This is a genomic window from Acinetobacter sp. YH12058 (assembly GCF_013419805.1).
Classification (GTDB): Bacteria; Pseudomonadota; Gammaproteobacteria; order Pseudomonadales; family Moraxellaceae; genus Acinetobacter; species Acinetobacter towneri.
Genome location: NZ_VOZL01000017.1, coordinates 1 through 25,325, shown reverse-complemented (window position 1 = coordinate 25,325; position 25,325 = coordinate 1). Strand labels below are relative to the sequence as shown.

The following is a 25,325-nucleotide window of genomic DNA, read 5'->3' as shown; positions in this document are numbered from 1 at the left end:
AACACTGATTTAAATGTCAGATTAAGCCCGCTTTAATCTTTCTATCTAATGCTATTAAGTAAAATGCTAAACCTAGGATGAGATAGATTATCTATTCACCCTTAGACACTTCTGCTTTAACTTTTTACTTTAAATCGCAGTTCACTTGATATTTTTTCAGTAATTGCATTTCTTTAGATGTGCTGACCTGCTGAATCACGTCCTGTTTATTAATATTCTGATAACGACGATCCAAATAGGCACGGTTTTCATCTGCTGCCTGATATAAACGATCAACATAACGACTAACAATGCCGCAAAACTGCTGCTGTTGCTGCGGATTAAAACCCTGCTGTTGTGGGTTTAAGCCTCGTAAAAACTGTCGGGTATCTTGTTTATATTGCGCATTAATTTCTTCAACAGCCAACACATACTGCTCTGCACTCGCAGCATAGACATTTTGCAAGGTCATCCCCAAAGTAAGGCATAAATAAATATATTTTTTCATTTTCAAGTCAGGGTCGTTTCAACTCAAGTTCTATTTTAGCATTGTATATTCGGTGAATAACTATTCACACGACTCAATTGCCAAAAAGTTGGGTTTGTATTGCGCAAATGCTTGCTCACATGGTTCGGGAACTTTGCCTTGAGTCACTGTCCCTAAGCGTAAGCGAATAATATCGGGTAAATCTAGCCGATAAGAATAAATCGGGCTGCCACACTCCTGACAAAATACCCGTGCTTTATTGGGACTATGAAAATATTCTTTTAGATATTTTAAGCCACGCACCACTTCAAAATGTTCGCGTGCCACTGGACTATTCCATCCCATAATACCGCCTTGCGCACGACGGCAATGCTGGCAAAAACATAATATTGTTTTTTCAATTTCGGCATGGTAACGGTAATACACCGCACCACATAAACATTGTCCCTCAATCATTCTTAAACTCCCTTTCTTTATTGTTATGCCACCGTATGTACGCCCGACTTATATTTTTAACTGTCGTTCTCTTTGCATTTCAGTCACACGGTTTTTTATATTTGCCGACATCGCCTGATTGTCTTTGGCTAAACGCTGCGCGTGCAGTAATGATTTAATTGCCTCTTCTTCCCAACCTGACCAATACTGTACTTCTGCACGATACCGTAACACATTTACCGTGCGTAATGCAGAGCTTCGGTCTACATTTGCCGCTTGCTGCATTAAATTCCATGCCGATAAATCACGTGGATTTTTTTGCAAGAAATCCTTCAAAATACTTTCTGCTTGCGTAGTTTGATTTTGACGAATCAAAACCTCGGCCCATTTATAATTCAGCGCACGATTTTCAGGCATAATTCGCGCAGGTGAACCAATTGTTTTGAGCGCTAAATCAATTTTATTTTGCCCTAAATAAATGTCAGTTTGAATAAGTGTCAATAAATTATGTAAACGATTGTGACTTTTGGCCTGATCTATACTTTGTTGCGCCAAAACAAAATCGCCTTGCTGGCTATAAAAATAAGCCAAAGCCAAATTCGCCGCAAAATGGTTACGGGTTGCAAATGCTTTAAGCTGCTGTTCTGTCGCCTGCTGCGAAACCACCAAACTATATAACTTTAAAATCTCAAAGTCTTCATCACGCAGCGAGGTTGGCACTGGTGGCAATTGATTGGCACGTAAACGCGCCTCACTCATCCGCTCTGTGGTTAAGGGATGGGTAAACCAAAAGTCAGGTAAGAAGCTCACTCGACTCGTAGTACGGTGCATCACCTCAAAAAAATCTGCCATACTTTGTGGATTGTAGCCCGCGCTATACATATATTGCATGCCAATGCGGTCTGCTTCACGCTCCTGATTACGGCTATAAGTCAATTGCTGATCCATTAAAGCGGCTTGAGAACCCATCATCACCGCTGCGCCTGCATCACCATCGGCATGTGAGGCAACCAATGCCCCAACCACAACCCCAGCCAGTGCCAACAAACCCTGTCCTTTAAATGCCTCTTGGGATCGGCTGTAATGACGTTGCGACACATGAGCAATTTCATGCGCCATCACGCCCGCAACTTCATCCATATTACGGGCAGAATTAATAAGACCTGTGTTTAACGCAAATAAACCACCCGGCACAGCAAAAGCATTAATTTGTGGATCATTGATAATGAGTAGCCCAATGGGTTGCCCCAATTGAGTTTGGCTGAGTAGATGCGAAAACGTATTGATTAATTGATCTTCCAGCCACGGGTTTTGCGTGACAGGCATTTTACGCTGCACTTCCCGATAGACTTTTTCACCAATACTGCGTTCTTTTTGCTGATCAATTAATCCCACACCACTGCCTATTTCAGGCACATTAAATTGTGGTGTGGTGGTTAGATTGGCACTTTGGGTTGTCGCAATACTGGCAAAACTCAAACCGCAGATCAGTAATAGATGTTTCAATGGATGATCTCAAATACATATTTTGCATAATGATTCACTATAACATTGAAAAATGAACGCATTTGCAATGATGTGTTATCAATTTTTACCAAATCATCTTTAACTTTAAGACGTATAACAAGCAGGATTAACAACATATTGCGGGCGACGTCCTTCCAGCGCATCAACTAAATTTTTATAGGCTAAGTTTGCCATTTGTCGACGAGTTGCTGCAGTTGCTGAACCAATGTGCGGCAAAGTCACGACATTATCTAACTCAAATAATGGTGATTCTTGCAGTGGTTCTTTGTCATAGACATCCAAAGCTGCGGCAAAAATTTTGCCTGCTTGTAAGGTCTGAATAAGTGCCTGCTCATCAATGACCGAACCACGCGAAATATTGACCAAAATTGCATGAGACGGCATTAAATCAAGTTCACGCTGACCAATTAAGGCTTTAGAGTCTGCATTTAAATCGACTGCCAGTACCACAAAATCAGACTGTTGCAGCAATTCATCCAGACTTAAATATTCTGCATTAAATGCCTTCGCCACTTCCATTTTTTCACGACGATTGTGGTACACCACATTCATATTAAAACCATGAAATGCACGCCGTGCGATAGCCGCACCAATATGCCCCAAACCTACAATACCAATGGTTTTACCATAAATATCCTGTCCAAACTGCGCTGCACCCACGGTACGTTTCCATTGCCCTTGTTTAGTCCACCGATCTAAATATGGCACTTGTCGTGCTGCACTCATCAATAAAGTAAAGGCTAAATCTGCTGTGGTTTCAGTCAAGACATGCGGTGTATGGCAAAGACTAATCTTTTGTTGGGTTAAATAATCTACATCATAGTTGTCGTAACCGACACTTACACTCGAAATCACTTTGAGTTTAGTCGCAGTATGTAAGTTACTTTGATTAAGCAAGCGCCCTGCACCAATCATGCCATCCGCATCTTGCACATGCTCAAGCAACTGTTGATTCACGTCACCCAACTTCGGGCTGACCTGCACCACCTGATAATCTTGCTCTAGCTTACTTAAAATTTCTGCATCAATTTGACTAAACACTACCACTTTTTTACGCATGATTATCCCTGTTTCGTGTCTACAATTGCTTGTATATGTAGAGTTTTAAATATCTGAATTGACTTAGGCTTTAGGCTGTAACGATGTGATTTGTATCGCATCCCACAGACTTTTTTTCAACAGCGGTTGATCTAACATCTCTTGCAAGCTGGCTAAATGCAAACATTGTTCAGATTTAAAATGTGGTAATTGACCTAAAATCAGCATGTTTTTATCTGTGCTCAAGACATCAACAAAACCTTGCACATAATTTTCTACCCCGATGCCGTCTTGTAATACTTCTAAAGCAAAAGGCCATTGCAATACGTGATATTCGGCCTGTAGCGCATGTTGAATATTACGCCACAATTGTTGCTGTTCCTGACTCAAGGTAGTGCTTTCTACCAAAATGACACAATGTGGCAACTGCAAAGCTTCAATACTAAATGCTTCAATTTGCAGCATGACACGCGCTTCAGGAACAACTTCTGGCGCGGCCGCTTCAACTGTCGTATGTTGCGGAGATGGTTCTTGCTTAGGCTTTTCGTGAATAATCGGCTGTTGTTGTTTTAATTGTTGAGGTACTGTAGCAGGAACAATAATTTCGCTGTGTATTTCAGGTGCAGCTTGGTCGCGCCAAACCGATGATTGTGGCAAAGTTTGAGACACAGCCATTCTGGAAACCCAAATATCGATTCCCAAACTGGCTAAAATGTCACGCTGATGCCCCATCATGTTTATCATCACCCATCTAATTTTTCGCTGCACGTATTTATCACAGAACAACATGCAAGATAGCACCTATTCTACCTAGAAAGGCTGCACAATGCTGTGCTTTCTTTAACCCAATCTGATCTATTTAGATGATCCAGAAAACTTGCTTTAAACACACCTAGTCAATCAGTGTCACACAATCATCAAACTGTTTTGTTTTTGCATTTGCTCGACAATTTCTTCGGTTTTAAAACCTAAACGCCAATAGAGCAACTCCAAAACATCCAATTCATCTTGGGTGATAATACGGTCATTCCACAAACAAATTTCAGCAATGCCTAACACCATCAGTCGATCACGCAACAGCAAACCTGCCATATCATTTAAAATTTCTGATAAATCAATCGGTTCATCTGAAATTTCTTCATAATCAATCAATTCATCTGCAGTTAAAACACGTTCTAAAATACGTTCACGTACATCTAACTGATTAACACTATTAATTTGCTGCACATGCAATAAAGCATCGATTAAACGTACAATTTGCGGTTTAACTTCGTGTAACGCTGCAGGTGTATGTAAAGGCAGTAAGTTTAATTCAAACTTGATTCGTTCAAGCAGCAAAGCATCTAACAAACCAATTTCACCATCTTCCTGAATGATTTTTGCCAATTTGGTTAAAAACTGCCGTGCGATACTCAGCGGCATACCACCAATATTTTTACATGCTTCATGGAAAATCGAGATATGTACTCGCCCATCCAAATTTAATAAAGCATCTACAATTGCACGGCTGACTTCTGCTTCAGCAGGAATAAATTCACGATATTGGCGAATCATTAAAATAGCAACAATCACCTCACGCGAACCCGTTGCCGTTTGTAAGGCACGCTGAATCAACTCTGGGCGCGGCATGTTATTACGAATTTCAGGCTTGAGGGGCTTAATTGCATCATTAATTGCAAAGCTAATTGGCGATAAGCGCAGCAAAGGCAAAGGTTGTGGTGAACTCCACGGCGCATAATATTCAGCATTCATTTCTTCTAACGAGCGAAATAGGCTAAACAAAGGCTGATTGCGTAAACGCTTCAAATTTTCTAGCTGTAAGTCTTGTACCAAGGTTGGATCAAGCTCAAAAATACGGGCTTCAATACTTGGATGAATGTTCATCCAGCTTTGCGGACTGAGCGAGTTAGCAAAGCACATGTGGGAAATAGATTCTGAATATTCACTATGAATTTGCGACCCTGCATGATGCACATAAATTCGCAGCAAAGTTTGAATATTGGCATTATTTTGAATCAAACGTTTGGTTTTTAAATCATTTTTAAAGGTACGTCCGCTTAGACTAATATATTTAATTAAGCGGGTAATCAACACGCCCAAGCTACCAAACAACCAGATACCACCACCTACAGCAACAAAAAAAGTCGCTAACTTATGTGGCGGTGCATCACGATGTTGTCCAAAGCCAAGTTTGGCGATGCTACTGCCCCACTTACTAAACGTGGTTAGGCTACTGTAGAGGATTTTAAGCTTAGTATTATCAATGGTTTCACCACTTAAAATATGGTTAAACTCATGGCTGAGTAGTCCATAAAGCTCTTGCTCATCCAAATTTTGCAAAGCGCCCCAAGTCAAAATAATCACAATGTCTTTATGACTAAAGCCTGCAGTGAGGGCATTCACTCCAATTTCATCGGGCAATACATATACAGTAGGTACTGGAATTTGAAAGGTATCTGCCAATTGTTCGGTCAGTTTAAGTGCGGCACTTTCTTCTGGGGTACTTTCAAACTGGGTTAAACGACGCGCACCCAATTGTTTTGCCAAAGAATGACCGCCTGAGCGAAAAACGTAAAATTCCAAAATAACGGATACAGTCATAATCAACACCAAGACCGTAATCCAGTATGGACTTAGACTGTGCCAATAGATGGATTGGCTTGAATCGACATAATAAACCAACAGACCCAAAACTGTGTTTAAGATAAACAGAGTCAAAGCGACTGCAACCAAACATAAAATTGCAGACCAAATCATATTTTTGTTTTTAATCAAGTAACTACTCACAGACCTCAATGTAAACATCCTGAATTACATTGTATTTGAGCCACCATCATAAATGAAAAAAGCGGGAATTTCCCGCTTTTCTCACTGAGCTGATCAGAAAAAGAATTAACTCTCTTTTACACCAGTTAAGTCTACTGACGCGGCATCAATATTGACATCAATATAACCATCTTTGCCTTTTTTAGCCAAGTCGTTACGCTTTTGCTCAAGATCATTCAGATAAGCTTCGTCAATTCCACCAGCCACATACACACCATCAAATACTGAACAATCAAATTCAGTTAAATGCGGCACTTTATGGGTACGAACCGCTTGTTTTAAATCTTCTAAATCTTGGAAAATTAAACGGTCTGCACCAATAATTTCACGAATTTCTTCGACATTACGGTTAGACGCGATTAATTCATCTTTGGCTGGCATATCAATACCATACACGTTTGGATATTTCACCATTGGCGCTGCAGAAGCAAAGAATACTTTTTTCGCACCTGCATCACGTGCCATTTGAATAATTTCGTTACAGGTCGTACCACGGACAATCGAGTCATCCACCAACAGTACATTTTTGCCTTTAAACTCAAGCTCTACAGGGTTGAGTTTTTGGCGTACTGATTTTTTACGCAATTGCTGACCTGGCATAATAAAGGTACGTCCGATATAACGGTTTTTCATAAAACCTTCACGGAATTTAACCCCTAAAGTATTTGCCAATTCTAAAGCTGAAGTACGCGATGTATCTGGAATTGGAATAACGACATCAATATCGTGCTGCTCGCCCCACTCTTGGGTAATTTTATGCGCCAGTTTTTCGCCCATTTTCAAACGCGCTTTGTACACTGAAATACCATCAATGGTCGCATCTGGACGAGCAAAATATACATATTCAAAAATACATGGGCGATATTCAGGTTTAGCTGCACATTGCTGGGTAAACAATTCACCTGCATCATTAATAAAAATTGCTTCGCCTGGCGCAATATCACGCTCAACTTTAAAGCCAAGTGCGGTAATTGCAACTGATTCTGATGCAATAATATATTCCATGCCCTGTTCAGTTTCACGCGAACCATAAATCAATGGACGAATACCATTCGGGTCGCGGAAGCCAACCAATCCTTGACCTGTAATCATTGCAACAACGCCATAAGCACCTTTGCAGCGCTCATGCACACGGCTGATCACATGAAAAATATCTTCTGAAGTTGGGTTTAATTTGCCACGTTTTTGCAATTCATGTGCAAATACGTTCAATAACACTTCTGAATCAGAATCGGTGTTCATGTGACGTAAATCTGTTTTAAACAGATCTTCGTGAATTTCTTCGGCATTTGTCAAATTGCCATTGTGTGCCAAAGTAATCCCGTACGGCGAGTTCACATAAAATGGCTGCGCTTCGGCACTGCTAGATGAACCTGCAGTTGGATAACGCACGTGCCCAATACCATAATTACCTTGCAACGCACGCATGTGACGCGTATGGAATACATCACGCACCATACCGTTATCTTTACGCAAGAACAAACGTCCATTGTGGCAAGTTACGATCCCAGCTGCATCCTGTCCACGATGTTGTAACATCGTTAATGCATCAAACAACATTTGGTTAACAGGTGATTTACCAGCTATACCAACAACTCCACACATAGCAACCTCGCAGACCAGCTAGGGATTAATAAAAAGGATTATTCGTTGAGCCATCTGCGCCAGAGCGATTTTCTTTTGCGTCAGATGCGATGTCGGAAGATGACGCGGCATCTTTCGACTTGATGTGCTGTAAAGCCTCATTGGCAGCGTCTTTGGAGAGTTCTGTTGCCCACGGTGCATACGGCAATAAAGTTTGCACAAATTTAGACTGTTTCCAATAAGGCGAGCTTTCGACCCAAGGACCAATGCCTTGAATGGTAATAAGAACAATGAGTAAGCCTTTCAAGGTACCAAATGCACCGCCTGCCAAACGATTTAATGGGCCAAGTTTCAAGCTCTTTAAAACACCATTTAAAACAGCGGTTACAATCCAGGTCAGTACCACAATCACCAAGACAATAAATGCAAAGGCTGCAATTTTTTGTACCACAGGATCGCTACTGAGTGCTGTCATCGAAGGTGCTAGGACAACTGCATATTTTGCCGCAACAATTAGGGCAAAAATCCATCCTACCAAGTTCGCAAAGGCTTTAATAAATCCTTGTCGCAAACCGTTCAACCCTCCAATAAGCAAGAGAATCAGAATAACGATATCAATGGTATTCATAAGTTATAAGGCGTTCACACAATCTTGAACCAGCTCAGGACCTGCATAGATTAAACCACTATACACCTGAACCAAGCTTGCACCTGCATTTTTTTTGGCAACCGCTTGTTCGCCCGATAAAATGCCACCTACACCAATTAAAGGAATTTCACCTTTCAGTGCTGCTGAAAATGCTGCCAAACATGCAGTACTTTTTTCAAACACAGGCGCACCCGATAAACCACCTGCTTCATCGCCATGCGGCAAGTTTTCTACGCCTTCACGCGACAAAGTGGTATTGGTCACAATCAGGCCATCAATTTTGAATTGCAATAATTGCTTGGCAATAAACTGAATATCTTCAGGGTCTAAATCTGGAGCAACTTTTAAGACCAACGGCACATAATGTTGATGTTCTTCTGCCAACTCCAACTGACGCTGTTTGAGGGTTTGCAATAATTCAGTCAGCGCATCACCACTTTGCAAACTGCGCAAATTTTTGGTATTGGGTGATGAAATATTTACAGTAATATAAGAGGCATAGTTATAGACTTTTTCTAGACAAATCAGATAATCATCTACCGCATTTTCAACAGGCGTATCGGCATTTTTACCAATATTAATCCCTAAAATACCTTTAAATTTTGCCGCTTTGACGTTTTCAATCAGCTGATCGACCCCATCATTATTAAAACCCATACGGTTAATAATGGCTTTGGCCTGTGGAATACGGAATAAACGTGGATGCGGATTGCCCGCTTGAGGACGTGGCGTAATGGTGCCAATTTCAATAAACCCAAAGCCCAAACCAGCCAAGGCATCAATATATGCACCATTTTTGTCTAGACCTGCTGCCAAACCTACTGGATTAGGGAATTCAATTCCCATACAAGTCACAGGTTTCGCTACAGTCTTTTGACGCATCAAGCCCATTTTATGGCTCGATTTCAATAGTGATAGTGTCAGCTCATGTGCACGCTCTGGTGCTAAAGAAAATAACAACGGGCGGGCTAGAGAATACAACATATCTGCAAAAGTCTACTGCTTTCTAAGTCGCCATATTATAGGCTTAGCCCAGTCAAAACGCTATGCTTGACATGGGTTTATTTTCCGAGTTTCGGACTTTATTTTTAACCTTTACTGGACTGTCGCTGTTAATTTAATCTGCCCTGCTTCAGAAATTAATTCCATTTTTTCGATACTTAAACCCATTTGCGCCAATTGGGTTAAAAAATTTGCCAACACGGCATAATTGACATGACTCGCTACAAGTTGCATCTTGTCACCACTTTGCTGCGAAGCAACCGATAAGCCTTGTTGCTGAGCCACACGCTGAATTTTATCGGCTGCACTGAGTTGAGCATCATTAGCAGGTTTCATGGTGACTGCATGACTTTGCATCACCACCACCAAATCTTTAAGATCATTCACCCGTTTTTGCTGTTTTTCGGCTGCGGCATGCATATACCACAATGCAGAACCCACCGCAGCAACGATCACAAAGATTGTGGTAAACACCACCAAAACACGCTCACGTGTATTTAAACGATCTAAATAATCTTGCACCAGTTCAATACGTTGATCGAACCAAGTCGACATTTTTTCCATGGCTTTCATTATTGTATTTTCACCAATCCTACTGCACCTGACGCGCTCGGCTGAATATTACCCAGCTCGACCTTAAAACCCTGCTGATTCAATTGCTGAGTGAGCGCTTGCAAGGTCGCTGCCGAATTAGCATTCAATTCCATGTTCAACATATTGGCATCAAAACTCACACGATTAGCCACAATTTGATTTTGCATCAACACAGGGCCAACACGACTGAGCAATTGCAGCGCTTGAGTATCTGCATTTTTACTCATGCGTACCTGACTTTCAAACTGGCTTTGAATATTTTGCTCGGTAATACGGCTGTTTGCGCCAAACCAATATTGATATTGTTCTATGGCTTGAACCGCTGTTTGATCTGCTACTTTTTTAAGCTTGCTCCAGCGCAGTGCATCATAGCTAAATTGCACAATTAAAATCCCGAGCAACACTGCTGCACAGGCTTTCCAATAACCTGAAATACCCGTATCTTGCTTGGCTTTTGGCAGCATGTTGAATGGATGCTGTTTGGCTTTCGCCAATGCAGGTACTACATAATGAAAGCTTTCTAACTGCTCTTGTGTTGCAAATGCTTCAATACTTTGTATTTGCTCTGCACTAAAGTTGGTGATTTTATAGTTTCGTTCTGCAGTTTGATAATCTAGATAAAGCGCCAGATCATCAACTGAATAACCTAAAAATTCACTTTCACGTACCAACAAGCGTCCGCAAATATTTCCAATCACCGTTTGCCCTACATCAGGTTGCGGCAAGATTAAAAAGTCAGGTAACAATGCACTGATTTTAACTGGCAACAAACTTAATACATGCAAATAGGTTTCAATACTATGCTTAGCAACTCCCAACACGGTTATTTGCTCAGGTGGCTGAAAATGATGAGCCACCTGCATCGCATCAATTGGCAATACGGTATATTCTTCTAATAAATACTTCACACCATCGGTACCCAATTGTTTATATTGAGCTTTAGGCAAAGTTTGTTGCATGATTTGCACATCACGGCTTGGGAAAAACACCACAGCATCTTTTCCTTGAAAAGATTGCAATGCCTGAATCAAGGCATCAAGATTATCTGCCTGTGTCCAGTGTTCCCCATTTGACCATTGCCAAACCCCATTGGCTTCTGGCATCCATAAATACAGCATTATTATCGTTCTACCGTTGAATTGTATTTAACTTTATACATTTATTTTATGCGTTTGGAATAAAACTTTTGATTTGGGTTGAAAGTCCCGCAGCAATTACTGCCTGCTCATAAATACGTGCTTCTGCCAAATGATAGGGATGGAAAGATTCTGAAGTCAAAATTTCTGCCATGTGTGCCACCACATTCATGTGACACACCACCGCAATTGACTCATACGGCAATTGTGACAACCATTCCACCGCAACTTTTGCATCATCTTCAGGTTTAATGGTATTGCAGACCACCACAGGCACATCTTTAAAATATTGCTGCAAATGTGCCAAGGTTTCTTGTGCACGCAATAAAGGACTAACCACAAACACATCGGGCTGAATGATATTTTTTAAATAATCTGCCGTTTCTTGTGCTTGTATATGACCACGCTCAGTCAAAGGACGCTGATGATCATTGCCCATAATCGCAGGAGCGGCTTCACCATGACGAACAAGAGTCAGTTGCATAGAATTTCCTTATAGGATGATACACATTAAGTTGTGTCAATTTAACTCAAATTATGCGCTCAGTATAACCTGAGAATATGACAATTCAGTTCACCAAACTGTCATATTCCACGCAAGTTTTTACCTACTGTGGCGCAGTTTTATGGATGTAAAACTAAACTTGATGATGCGGCAAGACAAATTCCACATCACTGCGATGTCCATTTTTCATTAAAGACAGTGCAATATTCATAGGCGGCGCACCTTCAAAAATCACTTCATAAAGCGCACAAGTGATTGGCATATACACATCTAATTCATTCGAGCGCGCCCGCACTTGCACGATGGTATTAATCCCTTCGGCTGTTTGCCCCAATTCTTCTGTGGCTTGTTCCAAAGTTTTGCCTTTGCCCAATGCATAACCCACTTGATAGTTACGACTCAATGGACTGCTACACGTTGCAAATAAGTCACCAACACCAGACAACCCTAAGAAGGTCAATGGATTTGCACCAAGCTTAACCGCAAAACGACTCATTTCTGCCAAAGCGCGGGTTAAAATCATACTCTTAGTATTTTCACCCACGTTATAAGCGGCTGCCATGCCCATTGCCACAGCATAAATATTTTTTAGCGCACCGCCTAATTCCACACCATTCACATCATCGCTGGCAAAAACACGGAATAATGCACTGTGTAAAGCTTGCTGCACTGCATAACGCACCAATTCAGAATGACTGGCAATGACCGTACCTGCAGGCTGCCCCGCCACAATTTCTTTAGCAAGGTTTGGGCCAGACAATACGCCATACGGCACTTCAGGCAATTCTTCGCGGATAATATCGCTCATAAAACTAAAGGTTTTGGCTTCAATACCCTTGGTTAAAGACACCACTGCTTGCGCACTAATAAAAGGTTTAATTTGACGCAACACATCACGGAAAGAATGACTTGGAATAGCCACTAAAATAATGTCACGGTCACGAACTGCAGTTTCCAAATCTGAAACGGCTCTTAAACCCTGCTCCAACTGAAAATCTGGCAAATAACGTCGATTAATATGCGTTTCATTAATTTCTTTGGCAGTCGCTTCATCACGAATCCAAATCATCGTGTCGCAGCCATTACGCACTGCTGTATTGGCCATTGCTGTACCAAAACTGCCACCACCTAGCACTGTAATGCGTAACGCAGTTTTTCGATCTATTGCAACAGGTTCAACCAAATCGGCAAAATTTAACTCTGACATTATTGTTATATCCTAAAAATAAAGACTTATGCGTTCCAATAACGAACATAAGCTTGCGTATCCAACTCAGCGCGTGCAGGAATGGCTTTAGCCGCTGTTCCCACATAAATAATGCCTGAAATTAAATCATCTGCATTTAAGTTTAAAGCTTGTTTCAGCAAGTTCGACTCAACGACTGCCCCACTACGCCACATACTGGCAAAGCCCTGCGCCTGCAAAGACAGTAAAAAGTTCTGTACCGCAGCGCCTGTACTTAAAGTCTGCTCAAAACGTGGCACTTTTGGATGATCCTGAAATTGTGTTAACGCCAACACTAAAAGTGGCGCACGAAATGGATGCTGTTTCACTCGCTCCAACTGAACCGCATCGGTTTCGCCCATGTCTGCCAAGGCTTGAGAAAGTAACTCACCAAATGCTGCACGTTGCTCGGCAGTAATCACCACAAAGCGCGTAGGTTTTAAACGATGATGATCTGGTGCGGTTAAAGCTGCCTGAAAAGCCATTTCTAGCTGCTCAGTATTTGGTGCAGGTTCAACTAACTGCCCCGTAGACTGACGTTGATGAATATTTTGATGAACGATTTCTACCGCTGTATCCGTCATTGACTTATATAACTATTTCAAAAAGCTCGGTTAAGATTAGCATAAACTCAAAAAATTGCGCTATTTCCGTATGCTTATTTGCAAGATTCTGATTAGGGTCTATATGTCTGCACTTTTAAGATGAACCTGCTCAGCACATCTAAACAATGATGCTTTGACGCATTCATCTATAGTTTAAGAGCATGAAAATACATTATGGATTGGGTTTGATGTGTATAAATGAATGACGAATTATCAACACAGCCTATACAGTGTCTACATCTAAAACCATCCAGATTATGTTCAACTAGATCAAATTGTTATTTTCAATCTCTACACATTTGAATTGAAATATCATCAACAAACAATACGCGCTACAGCGTTTTAGCCCCGAGGTAGATATGAAAAAAATAGTCGCCTTTTCTAGCCTTGCCGTTTTTGCACTTTTAACCGCATGTGCCACCACGCCAAATAATTCTCTTGCCATTCAAAAAGAAAACAACCTATATGAAGTCACAGGTTTAGGTAAAAGTAATATTATTGCCAAAAATAATGCAATTACAGCTGCCAATAAAACCTGTGGTACTCGTGCCGCTCCAGTCTTGGTTGATGAAAAAACATCTTATAACGGCGCACTCAAAGGTGTAGTCGATGAGCAAACGGGACAAATGATTCAGGCGGCAGCAACTGTTTTAGGTACAATTGCGGGACGTAATACTGATATTGCCCGTGATGATGATTATCAAACTGTGCTGACCTTTAGATGTCAGGCAAAGTAAATTATTACAGCACGACATAAGAAGCAAATACAAAAAAGTCGCTCCACTGAGAGCGACTTTTAAACTAAGAACAGCAGGATTTAAACTAAAAAATAGCTTAAATGAGTAATTAGCAATAACCATCTAAACGTGTTAATGGCAATTTTTGACCAATGGCTTTTTCAATTTCTGGTAAATAGAACGCATCATCTTCCGACAAGAAGCTAATACTCACACCACGTGTACCTGCACGACCTGTACGACCAATACGGTGCACATAATCATCTGACTGTTCAGGCAAAGTGAAATTCACCACATGCGAAACACCATCGACATGAATACCACGCCCTGCAACGTCTGTTGCAATCATGATGTTATGTTTGCCATTTTTAAACTGATCCAGCATTTTTAAGCGTTTGTCTTGGGCAATTTCACCTGACAACATCACCACTTTATAGCCATCACGCTTTAAATGATCATAAAGCTTACGCACCTGATCACGCCGATTGGCAAAAATCATGACTTTTTCAATCGGCTCATCACGTAAAATTTCTTCAAGCAATTTGTATTTATCGGTTTTGGCAACCATATATACCCGTTGCTCAACATCGGCATTGGTTTTCTTTTCAGGTTCAATTTCGACTGTAACAGGTTCAAATAACCACTGTTGAGCCAAGTTCAACACATCATAACTAAAAGTTGCCGAGAACATTAACGTCTGACGCTGTTCCTTACGCGGTGAATAACGCACAATACGTTTTACCGATGGAATAAAGCCCATATCCAGCAAGCGGTCTGCTTCATCAATCACTAAAAACTCAATCTGATCTAGCCAAACTTCTTTTTGTTCTACAAAATCAATCAAGCGCCCTGGTGTCGCAACAATAATATCGACAAAGTTTTTATTGAGTTGTGACTTTTGCTTATCAAAGTCTACACCACCCAACAAAGTCACCACATTTAAGTCGGTAAATTTGGTTAAGTCTTTTGCATCACTTTCGATTTGCAAAGCCAATTCACGCGTAGGCGCTAAAACCAATGCACGTGGTTCACCACGATAACGCTGCCCTTGAATTGGGTTATTCAATAAATCGTTGATCACACTAATTAAAAAGGCAGCAGTTTTTCCTGTACCTGTTTGCGCACGACCAATGGCATCATGTCCAGCCAAAGTAAACTTTAAAACCTTTTGCTGAATTGGCGTCATTTCCTTGAAACCCAAAGCATCAATAGCCTGTTTCAATTGCGGATGTAAATTTAAGGTTTCAAAACCAGATGACATAAATATGTGCTCGAACTTATACAGACAAAAAACTGACCTATTATAAACAGAAATACAAATAAAAAACGCCCCAATCAGGATTGGAGCGTTTTTTTTAGAATAATCGAGTGATTAGTCTAATGGCTGTACTTCTTCAGCTTGGAAGCCTTTTTGGCCTTTTACTACGCTGAATTCAACACGTTGGCCGTCACGAAGTGAACGGTGGCCGTCACCTTGGATCGCACGGAAGTGAACGAATACATCGTCGCCGCCATTGCGTTGGATAAAGCCAAAGCCTTTAGTGTCGTTGAACCATTTAACTACGCCTTGTTCACGAGCTGTCATAAGTTAATCCTCATTGATTAAAAAGAAGGACCACCCGGTGTTGCAAACAGCAGAGCAAACAAAGTTTAAAAATATTTTTATTTCTAAGCTTGTAATCATTCTGTATAACTATTAACAAAATCCCGGTTACATCCATTTGTAATAGGGCGACAAACAACGATTGTCTATCTAAAATCCTAAATACGCATCGAGCTTAACACGGCTTTATGACAATTAATAGATTTTTTTTGATTTATCTTGTTCAGTTTGAAACGAGTTGAACAAATAGAAAATTTTTATTTCTGTTAAGTGACTTAGCACAATTTTGATCTATAAATTTTATTGCAAATATCTCGCAAAATAAGCCAATTCTCTTGCCCTTATGCGCAGTAAGCCGCGCAATGAATAGCCCCGATGCTTCAGATGAAATTTATTTGGGATTTGTGAGCGAATTTGCTAGTATGATCATTCTGTTTTTTAAGGCGAATTTTTACTTCAATGCTGTGTGATGCTGAACAACCTATCATAGTGATTGATGCCATGGGACAACCTTGTCCTATGCCTTTATTGATGCTGAAACGTGCCCTTAAACATTCAGATTCTGCACGGTTTTTATTGAAGTCATCTGATCCGCACAGCCAGCAAGATGTGGCGCGTTATTGTCAGTTACATCAATATAGCTGTGAAGCAAGTCAGATTTCGGCAACAGAGTTTCATTATGTGATTGATGTTGCCAAGCCAAAAGCATCGTAATAAGCGTATCTGTTTGATTGTTCATTTGTTTTAATGACTTAATATTCGCCGCTTATTGCTATAAAGATTTACATATCTACACCAATTTTACTTATTTAAGTAGAATATTGGCATTAAGATAAAGACATCGGTTATTTTACCTACCTAATCCTATAAGGAGATCTCATGAGTGACAGCAGCAATCAGTTGATGCCCCTGTCATTATCTGCACCAGGGGTAAACCTCGGGGCTTATATTAGTACTGTTAACCAAATTCCTATTTTAACGGCTGAACAAGAAAAAGAGTTAGCCGAGCGTTATTATTACGATCAAGATTTAGACGCGGCCAAAATGTTGGTCATGTCGCATTTACGTTTTGTGGTGCATATTGCACGAAGTTATGCGGGCTATGGTTTACCGCAGGGCGATTTAATTCAGGAAGGCAACTTGGGCTTAATGAAAGCCGTGAAACGCTTTGACCCGAATATGGGCGTGCGTTTGGTGTCATTTGCCGTGCACTGGATTAAAGCTGAAATTCACGAATATGTGATTCGTAACTGGCGTATTGTTAAAATTGCCACCACCAAGGCGCAGCGTAAATTGTTCTTTAATTTGCGTAGCCTCAAAAAATCTAGCAAAAAACTGACGCTCGAAGAAGCACAATCTATTGCCAATGACTTAAATGTGACTGCAGAACAAGTCTTGGAAATGGAAGGTCGTTTAACCGCTTATGATGCGGCTTTTGAAGCACAAGGCGATGATGACGATGAAGGTTCAACTTATGTTGCACCTGCATTGTATTTGGAAGATAACCGTTACGACCCTGCACGTTTAGTCGAAAACGAAGACTACGAAGAACAAAGCACTTCTGCCCTACATGAAGCTATGGAGCAGTTGGATGATCGTTCACGTAATATTTTGCAGCGTCGCTGGTTAGATGATGATAAATCGACCCTGCATGAATTGGCAGCAGAATATAATGTTTCGGCAGAACGTATTCGTCAGCTCGAAAAAAATGCCATGGAAAAAATTAAAGTGGCGATGTCATCAAACTAAACTGACATTCTCCAAATTGATGCAGACACATCGAAAAATAAAATTGGGCAAACTGCCCTTTTTTATTGTCTTTAATTGGTACAGCTACATACAGGCAGGCAAATCTCAGATTTTCCCGCCCCTAAAAATGTGCTAAGGTTAAGCGCAAAATTAAATAGGTCAATTTGCGTATGTGGATTGCAATTTCTGCCCTGAATTTAGCTATAGCAGTCATGCTCGGTGCATTTGGTGCACATGGCTTAAAGGCCCGTGCAACTGAAGCGCAATTGCTTTGGTGGCAAACTGCAACAGATTATTTTTTCTATCATGCCCTTGGACTTTTAGCATTGGGCATATTGGCCAAAGTAATTCCACAACTTCCTATTAAAGCCAGTTTTATTCTGATTCAACTGGGTATTTTATTTTTCTGCGGTTCACTGTATATCATGGCATTGGATTTAGCCCGTGGCTTGGGCATGATTACCCCAATTGGTGGAGCACTCATGATTGCAGGCTGGCTAAGCTTAGCGTGGCAAGCCATGAAATATGCCAAATAAAGCTCAATTATATTTTGTAATTTTGAAGATGGATTCTCGGTCATGCAAATTTATCTGAATGGCGAAGCACAACAGACCACTCACACGACCCTGTTACAACTGATTCAGGCATTAGATTTAGAAGGCAAACGTTTTGCTGTGGAGCAAAACGAAAAAATTATTGCCAAAAGCAAACTTGCCGAAACCCCTATTTGCGATCAAGACCGCATTGAAATTATTCATGCCGTTGGTGGCGGCTAAACTCGGAGCACCCATGCAAGATACCTTTAAAATCGGTTCACGTACCTTTAATTCACGTTTATTGGTGGGTACGGGCAAATACAAAGATTTAACCGAAACAGATTTGGCGATTCAAGCCAGTGGCGCAGAAATTGTTACGGTTGCCATTCGTCGTGTAAACATTGGGCAACATCCAGATCAGCCAAACTTACTTTCCGTAATTCCACCAGAAAAATACACCATTTTGCCAAATACAGCAGGCTGTTTTGATGCCAACAGTGCCGTGCGCACCTGCATGTTGGCGCGTGAATTGCTAGATGGTCACAACCTCGTCAAACTAGAAGTTTTGGGCGATGAAAAAACCCTCTACCCAAATATCACCGAAACTTTAAAAGCTGCGCGCACGCTAATTGACGATGGTTTTGAGATCATGGTCTACACTTCCGATGACCCGATTGTGGCGCAAGAATTGGAAAGTATGGGCTGCGTGGCAATTATGCCATTAGGTAGTTTAATTGGTTCAGGCTTAGGTATTCTTAACCCGCATACCATTTCGATTATTAAAGAAAATGCCAAAGTACCTGTATTGGTAGATGCAGGTGTGGGTACTGCCAGTGATGCTGCGATTGCAATGGAATTAGGTTGCGATGGTGTGCTGATGAATACTGCAATTGCAGCAGCACAAAACCCAGTGCTAATGGCATCTGCGATGCGTAAAGCAGTAGAAGCAGGACGTGAAGCTTATTTGGCAGGACGTATGCCACGTAAGCGTATGGCGAATGCCAGCTCACCTGAAACGGGTTATTTCTTTAAATAATCATTAGGGTCTTTTCCAAGTCCGACAACTCAAATAAAAAGACGTTAAGTGTTAACTCAACGTCTTTTTTATTATCTGATTCTGGCAAGTAAAAGCCGATTAAGGAATCAAGCCTTCATCACGCATAGCAATTTGTACCGACTGACGCGCAGCAACTTTATTACGGATTTCAACCACATGGCTATACGGAGTTAAATCATGCTCAATATAGTTTGACCAATTAGTGATAACAAACAAATACGCATCGGCTGGACCAAAGTTATCATCCACCAAATATTCATGGTCTGATGATGCAATCGCTTGATCAATATAAGTCAACAAGCGATCAATTTCTGCATAGGCTTTTTCTTTGGCTTCTGCATCTAAAGGCGCGCCAAAAAATACTGAGTAAGCGTCATGTAATTCAGAGTTTAAATAACCCAACCATTCCAATACTTTAGCACGACCTAAACCAGATGGCGGAATTAAATCCTGTTTAGGGTCTTGCTGCGCTAAAAATGGCAATAGCGCTACGTTTTCCGTCAAAATTAAACCTGGGTTAATTTCTAAAGCAGGTACATAACCTTTAGGGTTAATTTCATAATAATCGGCACCCTTTTCTGTTTTATGGGTTTTTAAATCTACACGCTCAATATCAAAATCGACATTCACTTCATTTAAAATAATATGTGCTGCCAAAGAGCATGCGCCAGGTGAATAATAAAGCTTCATATTTGATCCTTGTTATATAACTATCTCTGTTGTAAATCGCTTGTCACAAACTTGCAAGTGATTGAACCTATAAATTGCAAAAAAGCGTAAATGTCTTAAAAAGCCCTTACGCTTTGACTATCCTGCAAAAGACAGGCTTTTTCAAGTCTGTTTTGCCTGCTTTTTTATCTCTAGATGTTTTAACATACAGCCCTTTAAAGTTTCATGAAATTGAGATTGTGATTAGCCTGAAAAAAGAAGAATGGTTTTCCAATATCCGCACCGATGTTTTGGCAGGTTTAGTGGTGGGTTTGGCATTAATTCCTGAATCAATTGCCTTTTCGGCTATAGCAGGCGTCGATCCGCAAGTCGGCTTATATGCATCGTTCTGTATTGCGGTCACGATTTCTTTTTTTGGTGGGCGTACTGCCATGATTTCTGCCGCGACAGGCGCTATGGCATTACTGATGATTACCCTCGTCAAAGAACATGGTTTGCAATATTTATTGGCTGCAACAGTACTCACAGGGCTGATTCAGGTTGTGGCAGGTTATTTTAAAGTTGCCAAACTGATGCGTTTTGTTTCGCAATCGGTGGTTTATGGCTTTGTAAATGCTTTGGCGATTTTAATTTTTGTGGCGCAACTGCCTGAATTATCGAAAATGGATGGCTTAGGCTATTTATTTGTAGGATTAGGTTTAGCGGTAGTCTATCTGTTTCCATACATTCCTAAAATTGGTAAAAGCATTCCCTCGCCTTTGGTCTGCATTATTGTGCTGAGTGTGGTTGCTTTATTACTTGGTGCAGATATGCGTACCGTAAGCGATTTGGGACAATTTCCCGACACGCTGCCTATTTTTCTAGTGCCTGACATTCCACTGAATTTTGAAACTTTATTTATTATTTTTCCTTATGCCATGACCTTAGCCACAGTCGGTTTACTCGAAACCATGATGACCACTACGATTGTCAATGAAGCCACAGGCACAGAAGCAGATCGGCATCAGGAATGTCGTGGTCAGGGTTATGCCAATATTGTTAGTGGCTTTATGGGCGGTATGGCAGGCTGTGCCATGATTGGGCAATCTATTATCAACGTCAGTTCTGGGGCGCGTACACGGCTATCTACACTTACAGCAGGCGTATTTTTGCTGTGCTTGGTGGTTTTTCTCAAAGATTGGTTGGCATATATTCCTATAGCAGCCTTGGTTGCGATTATGATTATGGTGTCATTCACGACTTTTAACTGGGATTCCATCCGTAATTTTAAAAAGCATCCGAAACAAAGCAATATAGTCATGTTAGCTGTGGTGATTGTGGTGTTAGCTACCCATAACCTTGCTTTGGGTGTTTTTGTTGGCGTACTGCTTTCTGCTTTATTTTTGGTGAATAAACTGGAAAGTGAAGTTAAAGTCAGTTCGTTTTTATTGGGCGAACATACCCGCCAATATGTGATTTCAGGGCAAATTTTCTTTAGCAGTTCAGAAAAGTTTTATCAGTTTTTTGATTTTTCAGAAGATATTAGCAATGTCACCATCGACTTAACGCATGCGCATATTTGGGATATTACCTCTGTAAATATGCTGAATAGCGTGGTGAACAAATTTAAAGCCCAACAAATTAAAGTGCATATTATTGGATTGAATGAGGCCAGTCATACCTTAATTGATCAATACAGTACCCATTCGTAATTATTGTATTAAAATACCGTTGATGATGTTAAATGCTGAATCTTAATGATTCGGCATTTTTTATGCTCAAAAGATGCAGATGTATCGCAATCTTGCACGGCGCTGCGAAAAAGAGCGAAAAAATTTGACTTCAATGGCTCAGGACTTAAAATACCGCATTCGAATTTATTAGATTTGCCAAAATTATGTCGAACGATCAATTAGACCAGCACGTTGTCGAGCTGGACAACCTCAACGAGCATCGTGAAATTGTAACGTTCATGCGCCGTTCTTCACCATTGAATACGTCACAACGTAGCGCCTTGGAACAATACGGCGACTTAATTTTGGAATATCCTGTTGGCGATTTACGTCAACATTTTGAACACCCTGAACGCCCGCTTACAGTAGAAATTGGTTTTGGGATGGGGCGTTCTTTGGTACTTATGGCGCAGGCCAATCCTGAACGTAACTTTGTCGGGATTGAAGTCCATATTCCAGGGATTGCACAGTGCGTTTATGAAGCAGGTACAGCAGGTTTAAGCAACTTACGTGTCTTAGATGCCGATGCAATTCAAGTACTGCGTGAAATGCCAGACAATAGCATTGATACGGTGCAGTTATATTTCCCAGACCCATGGCAGAAAAAACGTCACTTCAAACGCCGTTTTGTTGCTCATGAACGCATGGAATTGGTAGAGCAAAAATTAGTGTTAGGTGGTACGTTCCATGCAGCAACCGACTGGGAACCGTATGCAGAATGGATGCTGGATGTATTGGACAACCGTCCACGTTTAGAAAACTTGGCGGGTAAAGGCAATAGCTACCCTCGTCCTGAATGGCGTCCACAAACTAAGTTTGAACGTCGCGGAATTGAAGCAGGTCATAAGATTAATGATTTTATCTTCAAGAAAATTAACTAATTTCTGCTAGAAAAGAATGCTTCCACTGGGAAGCATTTTTTATGTGAACTCGTTTTATCTCATCAAATGGCTAAGATTGATGCCGCTTTAAAATCTGTTGACTCATCATCGCATAAACTTTGGCAAGTTCATGTTGCTGCCCTACTGCCAATAAGTCCTGATGCATTTTTAAAATATTGTGATCGCCCCGCATGGCAGGCCCTGTTTGCATTTGACGCGGATCATTTTGGGTTGCTTTATGCGCAGTTTCCAAAATAAGAGGATACAGCAGACTGAAATCTACTTTCTGAGCATCGACCACTTGCTTGGCCATGTCATAACAATAATTACTAAAATTACAGGCAAATACCGCAGCCAAATGCAAACTCAAACGCTGTGCTGAAGTATAGGCATAAACCCTTTTGCTTAGGCTATTTGCCAAAGTCATTAAAAGCTGCTGATCTTCAGCAAATGCAGCTTCTATAAATAAAGGCGTTTCTGACCAATCAATTTCACGCTCTAAACTAAAGGTTTGCAAGGGATAAAATACCCCTGAACGTACATGATGCTGTTGCAATACATCTAATTTAGTACTGCCTGAGGTATGCACAATCAACACATGATTTAAATCACGATGAACTTCCTGAATCACCTGTGCAATGCCCTGATCACTCACTGCAATAATCACTAAATCTAGATCTGAATGAAGTTTTTCTACTTCAGCAATCGCTTCTGCGCCAACCTGCGCAGCCAAATGCTGCGCCTTGTCCAGACTACGGCTATAAATTTGCACAATTTGATGCTGTGCGTTTAAAACATGAGCCAAATGATGTGCAACGCGCCCTGCACCAATCAAACTAATTCGCATAATATTTTCAGATAAAATAAGATGAAATAATCTGCACACAGCATGCCAATAAAAAAAGGACGAAGCAATTCGTCCTGATGTTTTTTGTTTGATATTGAATAGATTTAGAATTGACGCAAAGTTAAAATCTGCTCACTACGTCCAAATGGCCCTTGAGTATCATGCAAAACTGCACTCGTTAAGCCAATACCATCTTCACCATATTGTTGTGTTACTTCCAAGCCTAGCCATTCGCCTTGCGGTAAACGGTGTAAATGCATTTGCAAATCTAAATTTGGAAAACCCCAACCCGCATTCGGGTCTAAACGTGGCACTACGCCATTGGCGGTATCCACCATCCCCAATAAACGCACAAAACTAGATGTGCTTTGATTTTCAACCATATCCAATTGGTTTCTTAACCAAACGATGCCCTTACCTGCACGACGATCTAAATGCGCACGGGTTTCAATGCTTTGAATATAGCCGCCCGGCCAACAACGCATGCCATCCCAATCGGGCAAATATTCAGGGTTTTCTATCGGTAAATCTTCCAATCCTGCAATTGCGCGTGTATCTGAGGTTTTCATTTTCCATGCACGCGCCACAATACAGGTTTTTCCTTCAGCACACATTTCCGCTTCAATCAGCTCAATGGTTTTACCCGGTCGAATCATACGGGTGGTGATACTAAATTCACCAAAGGCAATTAAGCCAAAAATATCTAAACCGACCCGACCAATTCGCATATCATCACGCGGCATAAATTGCTCAAGTTCTGCACACAAAATACCCGTTGCAGGTGCCATGTGTTGTTCATGCGGATTCCACGCGCCTTGTGCATGAATGTTGCAACGATAGTGCGCAGTACAGCCACCATCGGCATGTTGTTCACGTTTGAGTAAAGTGTAATATGCTGACATTTTTTCTCTTTCCCTGATCTAACTTTTCTTGTGCGGATACTTTTACTACAAAGATTACTGACTAAATAATGTTATTTATCAACTATTTCTCTGCAAAAAAACCATAATAATTCATAAGTTGACAATATGTTTTACACTGACGAAAACCCACTTGAGTAAGCAATGCTGCCTGCGCATCTGCCATAATTAAATGAAAATCATCGGCCAGTCGTGCAAGCATTTTTTCCGCTTGAGTCGTAGTTAAACCACAATCCAAAGCCAAATTCTGCATCCAGCGCAGTTCTATATTTTCAGTCTGCTGCATCAGATCATAGCTTAATAAAATCGCTGTAGGTTTTAATGTTTGGTAAATATCTTGAAAAAATAATGTTTTTTCTGCGACTGGCACAAAATGCGCCACCAAAATCGCCAATGCCGCATCAAACTGCAAATTTTCAACCTGCGCTTGTTGGGCAAATTGGTGGGTATCTGCCTGTATAAAACGTACTCGCTCATGCCCTGCCACAGACTGAATGTTTTTTTCTGCCTGCTGTAACATGCTTAAAGATGGGTCGATGGCCGTAAATTGCCACTGTGGATGTTGCTGCAGTAAATACTGCAACTCATAGCCTGTGCCACACCCCACCACTAAAACTTGTGCTGTTTCGGGCAAATGACTACTTAAAATTGCATTGATGTGTTGATGTACCAATTCATATCCGGGAATGAGTTTCCGAATATGACTGTCATAGCCTGCAACCACAGTTGCACTGTGAAAATCTTTTGCCATATCACATGATTCTTCTTTAATTTACTGACATTAAATATCTGAGTCTTTTTCAAGATCTGCTTAAGCCACAGCCATTGCATCTACCGACAATTCCGAAACGGTTGGCTTGGCACGTTCAGGCACTAAGCCTAATTTTTGGAACAATTGTTTGTCTTTGCCTTCGCCTGCGTTTGGTGTGGTCAAAAGCTTTTCACCTGAGAATAACGAGTTCGCACCTGCCATAAATGCCAACGCCTGATCTGAATCAGATAATGATTCACGCCCTGCAGAT

General features: G+C 41.0%; 28 protein-coding genes and 1 pseudogene. 8 read left to right on the top strand and 21 right to left on the bottom strand.

Going from position 1 to position 25,325, the window contains the following annotated elements:
• Nucleotides 1-124 precede the first annotated feature (124 nt).
• The 14 genes from FTU09_RS10310 to FTU09_RS10245 all read right to left on the bottom strand — a co-directional run bounded on the left by FTU09_RS10310 (nucleotide 125) and on the right by FTU09_RS10245 (nucleotide 13,571).
• Nucleotides 125-487, bottom strand: coding sequence for a hypothetical protein (locus tag FTU09_RS10310; protein WP_004971462.1), 363 nt, complete (start codon nucleotides 485-487; stop codon nucleotides 125-127).
• Nucleotides 488-547: 60 nt separating this feature from the next.
• Complete coding sequence (locus tag FTU09_RS10305) at nucleotides 548-922, bottom strand: GFA family protein (protein ID WP_096902524.1); 375 nt, start codon at nucleotides 920-922, stop codon at nucleotides 548-550.
• A 48-nt stretch (nucleotides 923-970) separates the two neighbouring features.
• The gene (locus FTU09_RS10300; protein ID WP_180080216.1) at nucleotides 971-2,407 is read right to left on the bottom strand and encodes a M48 family metalloprotease; all 1,437 of its coding nucleotides are present in this window, start codon (nucleotides 2,405-2,407) and stop codon (nucleotides 971-973) included.
• A gap of 105 nt (nucleotides 2,408-2,512) precedes the next feature.
• The gene (locus FTU09_RS10295) at nucleotides 2,513-3,487 is read right to left on the bottom strand and encodes a D-glycerate dehydrogenase (protein ID WP_104851813.1); all 975 of its coding nucleotides are present in this window, start codon (nucleotides 3,485-3,487) and stop codon (nucleotides 2,513-2,515) included.
• 63 nt (nucleotides 3,488-3,550) lie between these two features.
• The gene (locus FTU09_RS10290) at nucleotides 3,551-4,201 is read right to left on the bottom strand and encodes a hypothetical protein (protein WP_180080213.1); all 651 of its coding nucleotides are present in this window, start codon (nucleotides 4,199-4,201) and stop codon (nucleotides 3,551-3,553) included.
• 171 nt (nucleotides 4,202-4,372) lie between these two features.
• Nucleotides 4,373-6,262, bottom strand: a complete 1,890-nt coding sequence (locus tag FTU09_RS10285) for a M48 family metalloprotease (protein WP_180080211.1) — start codon at nucleotides 6,260-6,262, stop codon at nucleotides 4,373-4,375.
• 96 nt (nucleotides 6,263-6,358) lie between these two features.
• On the bottom strand, nucleotides 6,359-7,897 hold the full coding sequence (gene purF / locus FTU09_RS10280) for an amidophosphoribosyltransferase (protein WP_096902526.1): 1,539 nt from the start codon (nucleotides 7,895-7,897) through the stop codon (nucleotides 6,359-6,361).
• Between the two features lie 25 nt (nucleotides 7,898-7,922).
• Nucleotides 7,923-8,504: a CvpA family protein gene (locus tag FTU09_RS10275; RefSeq protein WP_178865528.1), complete on the bottom strand. Its 582-nt coding sequence runs from the start codon at nucleotides 8,502-8,504 to the stop codon at nucleotides 7,923-7,925.
• 3 nt (nucleotides 8,505-8,507) lie between these two features.
• Nucleotides 8,508-9,509: a quinone-dependent dihydroorotate dehydrogenase gene (locus FTU09_RS10270; protein ID WP_004971477.1), complete on the bottom strand. Its 1,002-nt coding sequence runs from the start codon at nucleotides 9,507-9,509 to the stop codon at nucleotides 8,508-8,510.
• A 111-nt stretch (nucleotides 9,510-9,620) separates the two neighbouring features.
• Nucleotides 9,621-10,100, bottom strand: a complete 480-nt coding sequence (gspM, locus tag FTU09_RS10265) for a type II secretion system protein GspM (protein ID WP_179988424.1) — start codon at nucleotides 10,098-10,100, stop codon at nucleotides 9,621-9,623.
• Nucleotides 10,100-11,239 (bottom strand): type II secretion system protein GspL, encoded by a 1,140-nt coding sequence (gene gspL / locus FTU09_RS10260; RefSeq protein ID WP_180038188.1) that lies wholly within the window; start codon nucleotides 11,237-11,239, stop codon nucleotides 10,100-10,102. The genes gspM and gspL overlap by 1 nt, the downstream gene beginning before the upstream one ends.
• 46 nt (nucleotides 11,240-11,285) lie before the next feature.
• The gene (locus FTU09_RS10255; RefSeq protein ID WP_004971483.1) at nucleotides 11,286-11,741 is read right to left on the bottom strand and encodes a histidine phosphatase family protein; all 456 of its coding nucleotides are present in this window, start codon (nucleotides 11,739-11,741) and stop codon (nucleotides 11,286-11,288) included.
• A 154-nt stretch (nucleotides 11,742-11,895) separates the two neighbouring features.
• Nucleotides 11,896-12,969 carry an NAD(P)H-dependent glycerol-3-phosphate dehydrogenase gene (locus FTU09_RS10250; protein WP_004971486.1) on the bottom strand — a complete coding sequence of 358 codons (1,074 nt, stop codon included), beginning with the start codon at nucleotides 12,967-12,969 and terminating at the stop codon, nucleotides 11,896-11,898.
• Between the two features lie 26 nt (nucleotides 12,970-12,995).
• Nucleotides 12,996-13,571 carry a nitroreductase gene (locus FTU09_RS10245; RefSeq protein ID WP_096902531.1) on the bottom strand — a complete coding sequence of 192 codons (576 nt, stop codon included), beginning with the start codon at nucleotides 13,569-13,571 and terminating at the stop codon, nucleotides 12,996-12,998.
• A 380-nt stretch (nucleotides 13,572-13,951) separates the two neighbouring features.
• Here FTU09_RS10245 and FTU09_RS10240 point away from each other — a divergent pair, with 380 nt between their 5' ends.
• Nucleotides 13,952-14,329 carry a hypothetical protein gene (locus tag FTU09_RS10240; RefSeq protein WP_004971490.1) on the top strand — a complete coding sequence of 126 codons (378 nt, stop codon included), beginning with the start codon at nucleotides 13,952-13,954 and terminating at the stop codon, nucleotides 14,327-14,329.
• A 109-nt stretch (nucleotides 14,330-14,438) separates the two neighbouring features.
• Here the strand turns inward: FTU09_RS10240 and rhlB are convergent, their stop codons facing one another.
• Both rhlB and FTU09_RS10230 read right to left on the bottom strand, forming a co-directional pair.
• Nucleotides 14,439-15,590, bottom strand: coding sequence for an ATP-dependent RNA helicase RhlB (rhlB, locus tag FTU09_RS10235; protein ID WP_004971493.1), 1,152 nt, complete (start codon nucleotides 15,588-15,590; stop codon nucleotides 14,439-14,441).
• A gap of 111 nt (nucleotides 15,591-15,701) precedes the next feature.
• Nucleotides 15,702-15,914, bottom strand: a complete 213-nt coding sequence (locus FTU09_RS10230; RefSeq protein ID WP_004648643.1) for a cold-shock protein — start codon at nucleotides 15,912-15,914, stop codon at nucleotides 15,702-15,704.
• Nucleotides 15,915-16,391: 477 nt separating this feature from the next.
• On the opposite strand from FTU09_RS10230, the gene FTU09_RS10225 reads away from it, so the two are divergent.
• The 5 genes from FTU09_RS10225 (at nucleotide 16,392) to FTU09_RS10205 (ending at nucleotide 19,253) form a co-directional block, all read left to right on the top strand.
• On the top strand, nucleotides 16,392-16,646 hold the full coding sequence (locus FTU09_RS10225; protein WP_154320852.1) for a sulfurtransferase TusA family protein: 255 nt from the start codon (nucleotides 16,392-16,394) through the stop codon (nucleotides 16,644-16,646).
• 165 nt (nucleotides 16,647-16,811) lie between these two features.
• A complete protein-coding gene (rpoH, locus tag FTU09_RS10220; RefSeq protein ID WP_004971496.1) occupies nucleotides 16,812-17,681 on the top strand; it encodes an RNA polymerase sigma factor RpoH in 870 nt (289 codons plus the stop codon).
• Between the two features lie 170 nt (nucleotides 17,682-17,851).
• Complete coding sequence (locus FTU09_RS10215) at nucleotides 17,852-18,217, top strand: DUF423 domain-containing protein (RefSeq protein ID WP_131261341.1); 366 nt, start codon at nucleotides 17,852-17,854, stop codon at nucleotides 18,215-18,217.
• 42 nt (nucleotides 18,218-18,259) lie between these two features.
• The gene (gene thiS, locus FTU09_RS10210) at nucleotides 18,260-18,457 is read left to right on the top strand and encodes a sulfur carrier protein ThiS (protein WP_004971499.1); all 198 of its coding nucleotides are present in this window, start codon (nucleotides 18,260-18,262) and stop codon (nucleotides 18,455-18,457) included.
• Between the two features lie 13 nt (nucleotides 18,458-18,470).
• A complete protein-coding gene (locus tag FTU09_RS10205) occupies nucleotides 18,471-19,253 on the top strand; it encodes a thiazole synthase (RefSeq protein ID WP_004971502.1) in 783 nt (260 codons plus the stop codon).
• A 99-nt stretch (nucleotides 19,254-19,352) separates the two neighbouring features.
• Here FTU09_RS10205 and FTU09_RS10200 read toward each other — a convergent pair whose 3' ends face one another.
• On the bottom strand, nucleotides 19,353-19,964 hold the full coding sequence (locus tag FTU09_RS10200; protein ID WP_131261343.1) for a glutathione binding-like protein: 612 nt from the start codon (nucleotides 19,962-19,964) through the stop codon (nucleotides 19,353-19,355).
• Between the two features lie 218 nt (nucleotides 19,965-20,182).
• On the opposite strand from FTU09_RS10200, the gene FTU09_RS10195 reads away from it, so the two are divergent.
• Together FTU09_RS10195 and trmB are read left to right on the top strand one after the other, a co-directional pair.
• Nucleotides 20,183-21,634, top strand: coding sequence for a SulP family inorganic anion transporter (locus tag FTU09_RS10195; protein WP_179989757.1), 1,452 nt, complete (start codon nucleotides 20,183-20,185; stop codon nucleotides 21,632-21,634).
• 185 nt (nucleotides 21,635-21,819) lie between these two features.
• Nucleotides 21,820-22,536 carry a tRNA (guanosine(46)-N7)-methyltransferase TrmB gene (gene trmB / locus FTU09_RS10190; protein WP_004971514.1) on the top strand — a complete coding sequence of 239 codons (717 nt, stop codon included), beginning with the start codon at nucleotides 21,820-21,822 and terminating at the stop codon, nucleotides 22,534-22,536.
• 70 nt (nucleotides 22,537-22,606) lie between these two features.
• Here the strand turns inward: trmB and FTU09_RS10185 are convergent, their stop codons facing one another.
• The 4 genes and pseudogenes from FTU09_RS10185 to FTU09_RS10170 form a co-directional block, all read right to left on the bottom strand.
• Entirely contained in the window at nucleotides 22,607-23,383 is a 777-nt protein-coding gene (locus FTU09_RS10185; RefSeq protein WP_180080208.1) for a Rossmann-like and DUF2520 domain-containing protein, read from the bottom strand.
• Between the two features lie 104 nt (nucleotides 23,384-23,487).
• Complete coding sequence (locus tag FTU09_RS10180) at nucleotides 23,488-24,285, bottom strand: thioesterase family protein (protein WP_104851802.1); 798 nt, start codon at nucleotides 24,283-24,285, stop codon at nucleotides 23,488-23,490.
• Between the two features lie 82 nt (nucleotides 24,286-24,367).
• Nucleotides 24,368-25,054, bottom strand: coding sequence for a class I SAM-dependent methyltransferase (locus FTU09_RS10175; protein WP_004971520.1), 687 nt, complete (start codon nucleotides 25,052-25,054; stop codon nucleotides 24,368-24,370).
• Nucleotides 25,055-25,114: 60 nt separating this feature from the next.
• Nucleotides 25,115-25,325, bottom strand: a pseudogene (locus FTU09_RS10170) (biotin synthase); the annotation flags it as partial.

Bases quoted from the DNA above. Each gene is read 5' to 3' on its own strand.
- FTU09_RS10175 (WP_004971520.1), bottom strand. From the start codon at position 25,054: ATGGCAAAAGATTTTCACAGTGCAACTGTGGTTGCAGGCTATGACAGT.
- gspL (WP_180038188.1), bottom strand. From the start codon at position 11,239: ATGCTGTATTTATGGATGCCAGAAGCCAATGGGGTTTGGCAATGGTCA.
- FTU09_RS10310 (WP_004971462.1), bottom strand. From the start codon at position 487: ATGAAAAAATATATTTATTTATGCCTTACTTTGGGGATGACCTTGCAA.
- FTU09_RS10215 (WP_131261341.1), top strand. From the start codon at position 17,852: ATGTGGATTGCAATTTCTGCCCTGAATTTAGCTATAGCAGTCATGCTC.
- FTU09_RS10205 (WP_004971502.1), top strand. From the start codon at position 18,471: ATGCAAGATACCTTTAAAATCGGTTCACGTACCTTTAATTCACGTTTA.
- FTU09_RS10230 (WP_004648643.1), bottom strand. From the start codon at position 15,914: ATGACAGCTCGTGAACAAGGCGTAGTTAAATGGTTCAACGACACTAAA.
- FTU09_RS10200 (WP_131261343.1), bottom strand. From the start codon at position 19,964: ATGAAGCTTTATTATTCACCTGGCGCATGCTCTTTGGCAGCACATATT.
- FTU09_RS10245 (WP_096902531.1), bottom strand. From the start codon at position 13,571: ATGACGGATACAGCGGTAGAAATCGTTCATCAAAATATTCATCAACGT.
- FTU09_RS10290 (WP_180080213.1), bottom strand. From the start codon at position 4,201: ATGATGGGGCATCAGCGTGACATTTTAGCCAGTTTGGGAATCGATATT.
- gspM (WP_179988424.1), bottom strand. From the start codon at position 10,100: ATGAAAGCCATGGAAAAAATGTCGACTTGGTTCGATCAACGTATTGAA.
- FTU09_RS10250 (WP_004971486.1), bottom strand. From the start codon at position 12,969: ATGTCAGAGTTAAATTTTGCCGATTTGGTTGAACCTGTTGCAATAGAT.
- FTU09_RS10255 (WP_004971483.1), bottom strand. From the start codon at position 11,741: ATGCAACTGACTCTTGTTCGTCATGGTGAAGCCGCTCCTGCGATTATG.
- FTU09_RS10270 (WP_004971477.1), bottom strand. From the start codon at position 9,509: ATGTTGTATTCTCTAGCCCGCCCGTTGTTATTTTCTTTAGCACCAGAG.
- FTU09_RS10180 (WP_104851802.1), bottom strand. From the start codon at position 24,285: ATGTCAGCATATTACACTTTACTCAAACGTGAACAACATGCCGATGGT.
- rpoH (WP_004971496.1), top strand. From the start codon at position 16,812: ATGAGTGACAGCAGCAATCAGTTGATGCCCCTGTCATTATCTGCACCA.
- purF (WP_096902526.1), bottom strand. From the start codon at position 7,897: ATGTGTGGAGTTGTTGGTATAGCTGGTAAATCACCTGTTAACCAAATG.
- FTU09_RS10240 (WP_004971490.1), top strand. From the start codon at position 13,952: ATGAAAAAAATAGTCGCCTTTTCTAGCCTTGCCGTTTTTGCACTTTTA.
- FTU09_RS10295 (WP_104851813.1), bottom strand. From the start codon at position 3,487: ATGCGTAAAAAAGTGGTAGTGTTTAGTCAAATTGATGCAGAAATTTTA.
- FTU09_RS10185 (WP_180080208.1), bottom strand. From the start codon at position 23,383: ATGCGAATTAGTTTGATTGGTGCAGGGCGCGTTGCACATCATTTGGCT.
- rhlB (WP_004971493.1), bottom strand. From the start codon at position 15,590: ATGTCATCTGGTTTTGAAACCTTAAATTTACATCCGCAATTGAAACAG.
- FTU09_RS10305 (WP_096902524.1), bottom strand. From the start codon at position 922: ATGATTGAGGGACAATGTTTATGTGGTGCGGTGTATTACCGTTACCAT.
- FTU09_RS10225 (WP_154320852.1), top strand. From the start codon at position 16,392: ATGCTGTGTGATGCTGAACAACCTATCATAGTGATTGATGCCATGGGA.
- thiS (WP_004971499.1), top strand. From the start codon at position 18,260: ATGCAAATTTATCTGAATGGCGAAGCACAACAGACCACTCACACGACC.
- FTU09_RS10275 (WP_178865528.1), bottom strand. From the start codon at position 8,504: ATGAATACCATTGATATCGTTATTCTGATTCTCTTGCTTATTGGAGGG.
- trmB (WP_004971514.1), top strand. From the start codon at position 21,820: ATGTCGAACGATCAATTAGACCAGCACGTTGTCGAGCTGGACAACCTC.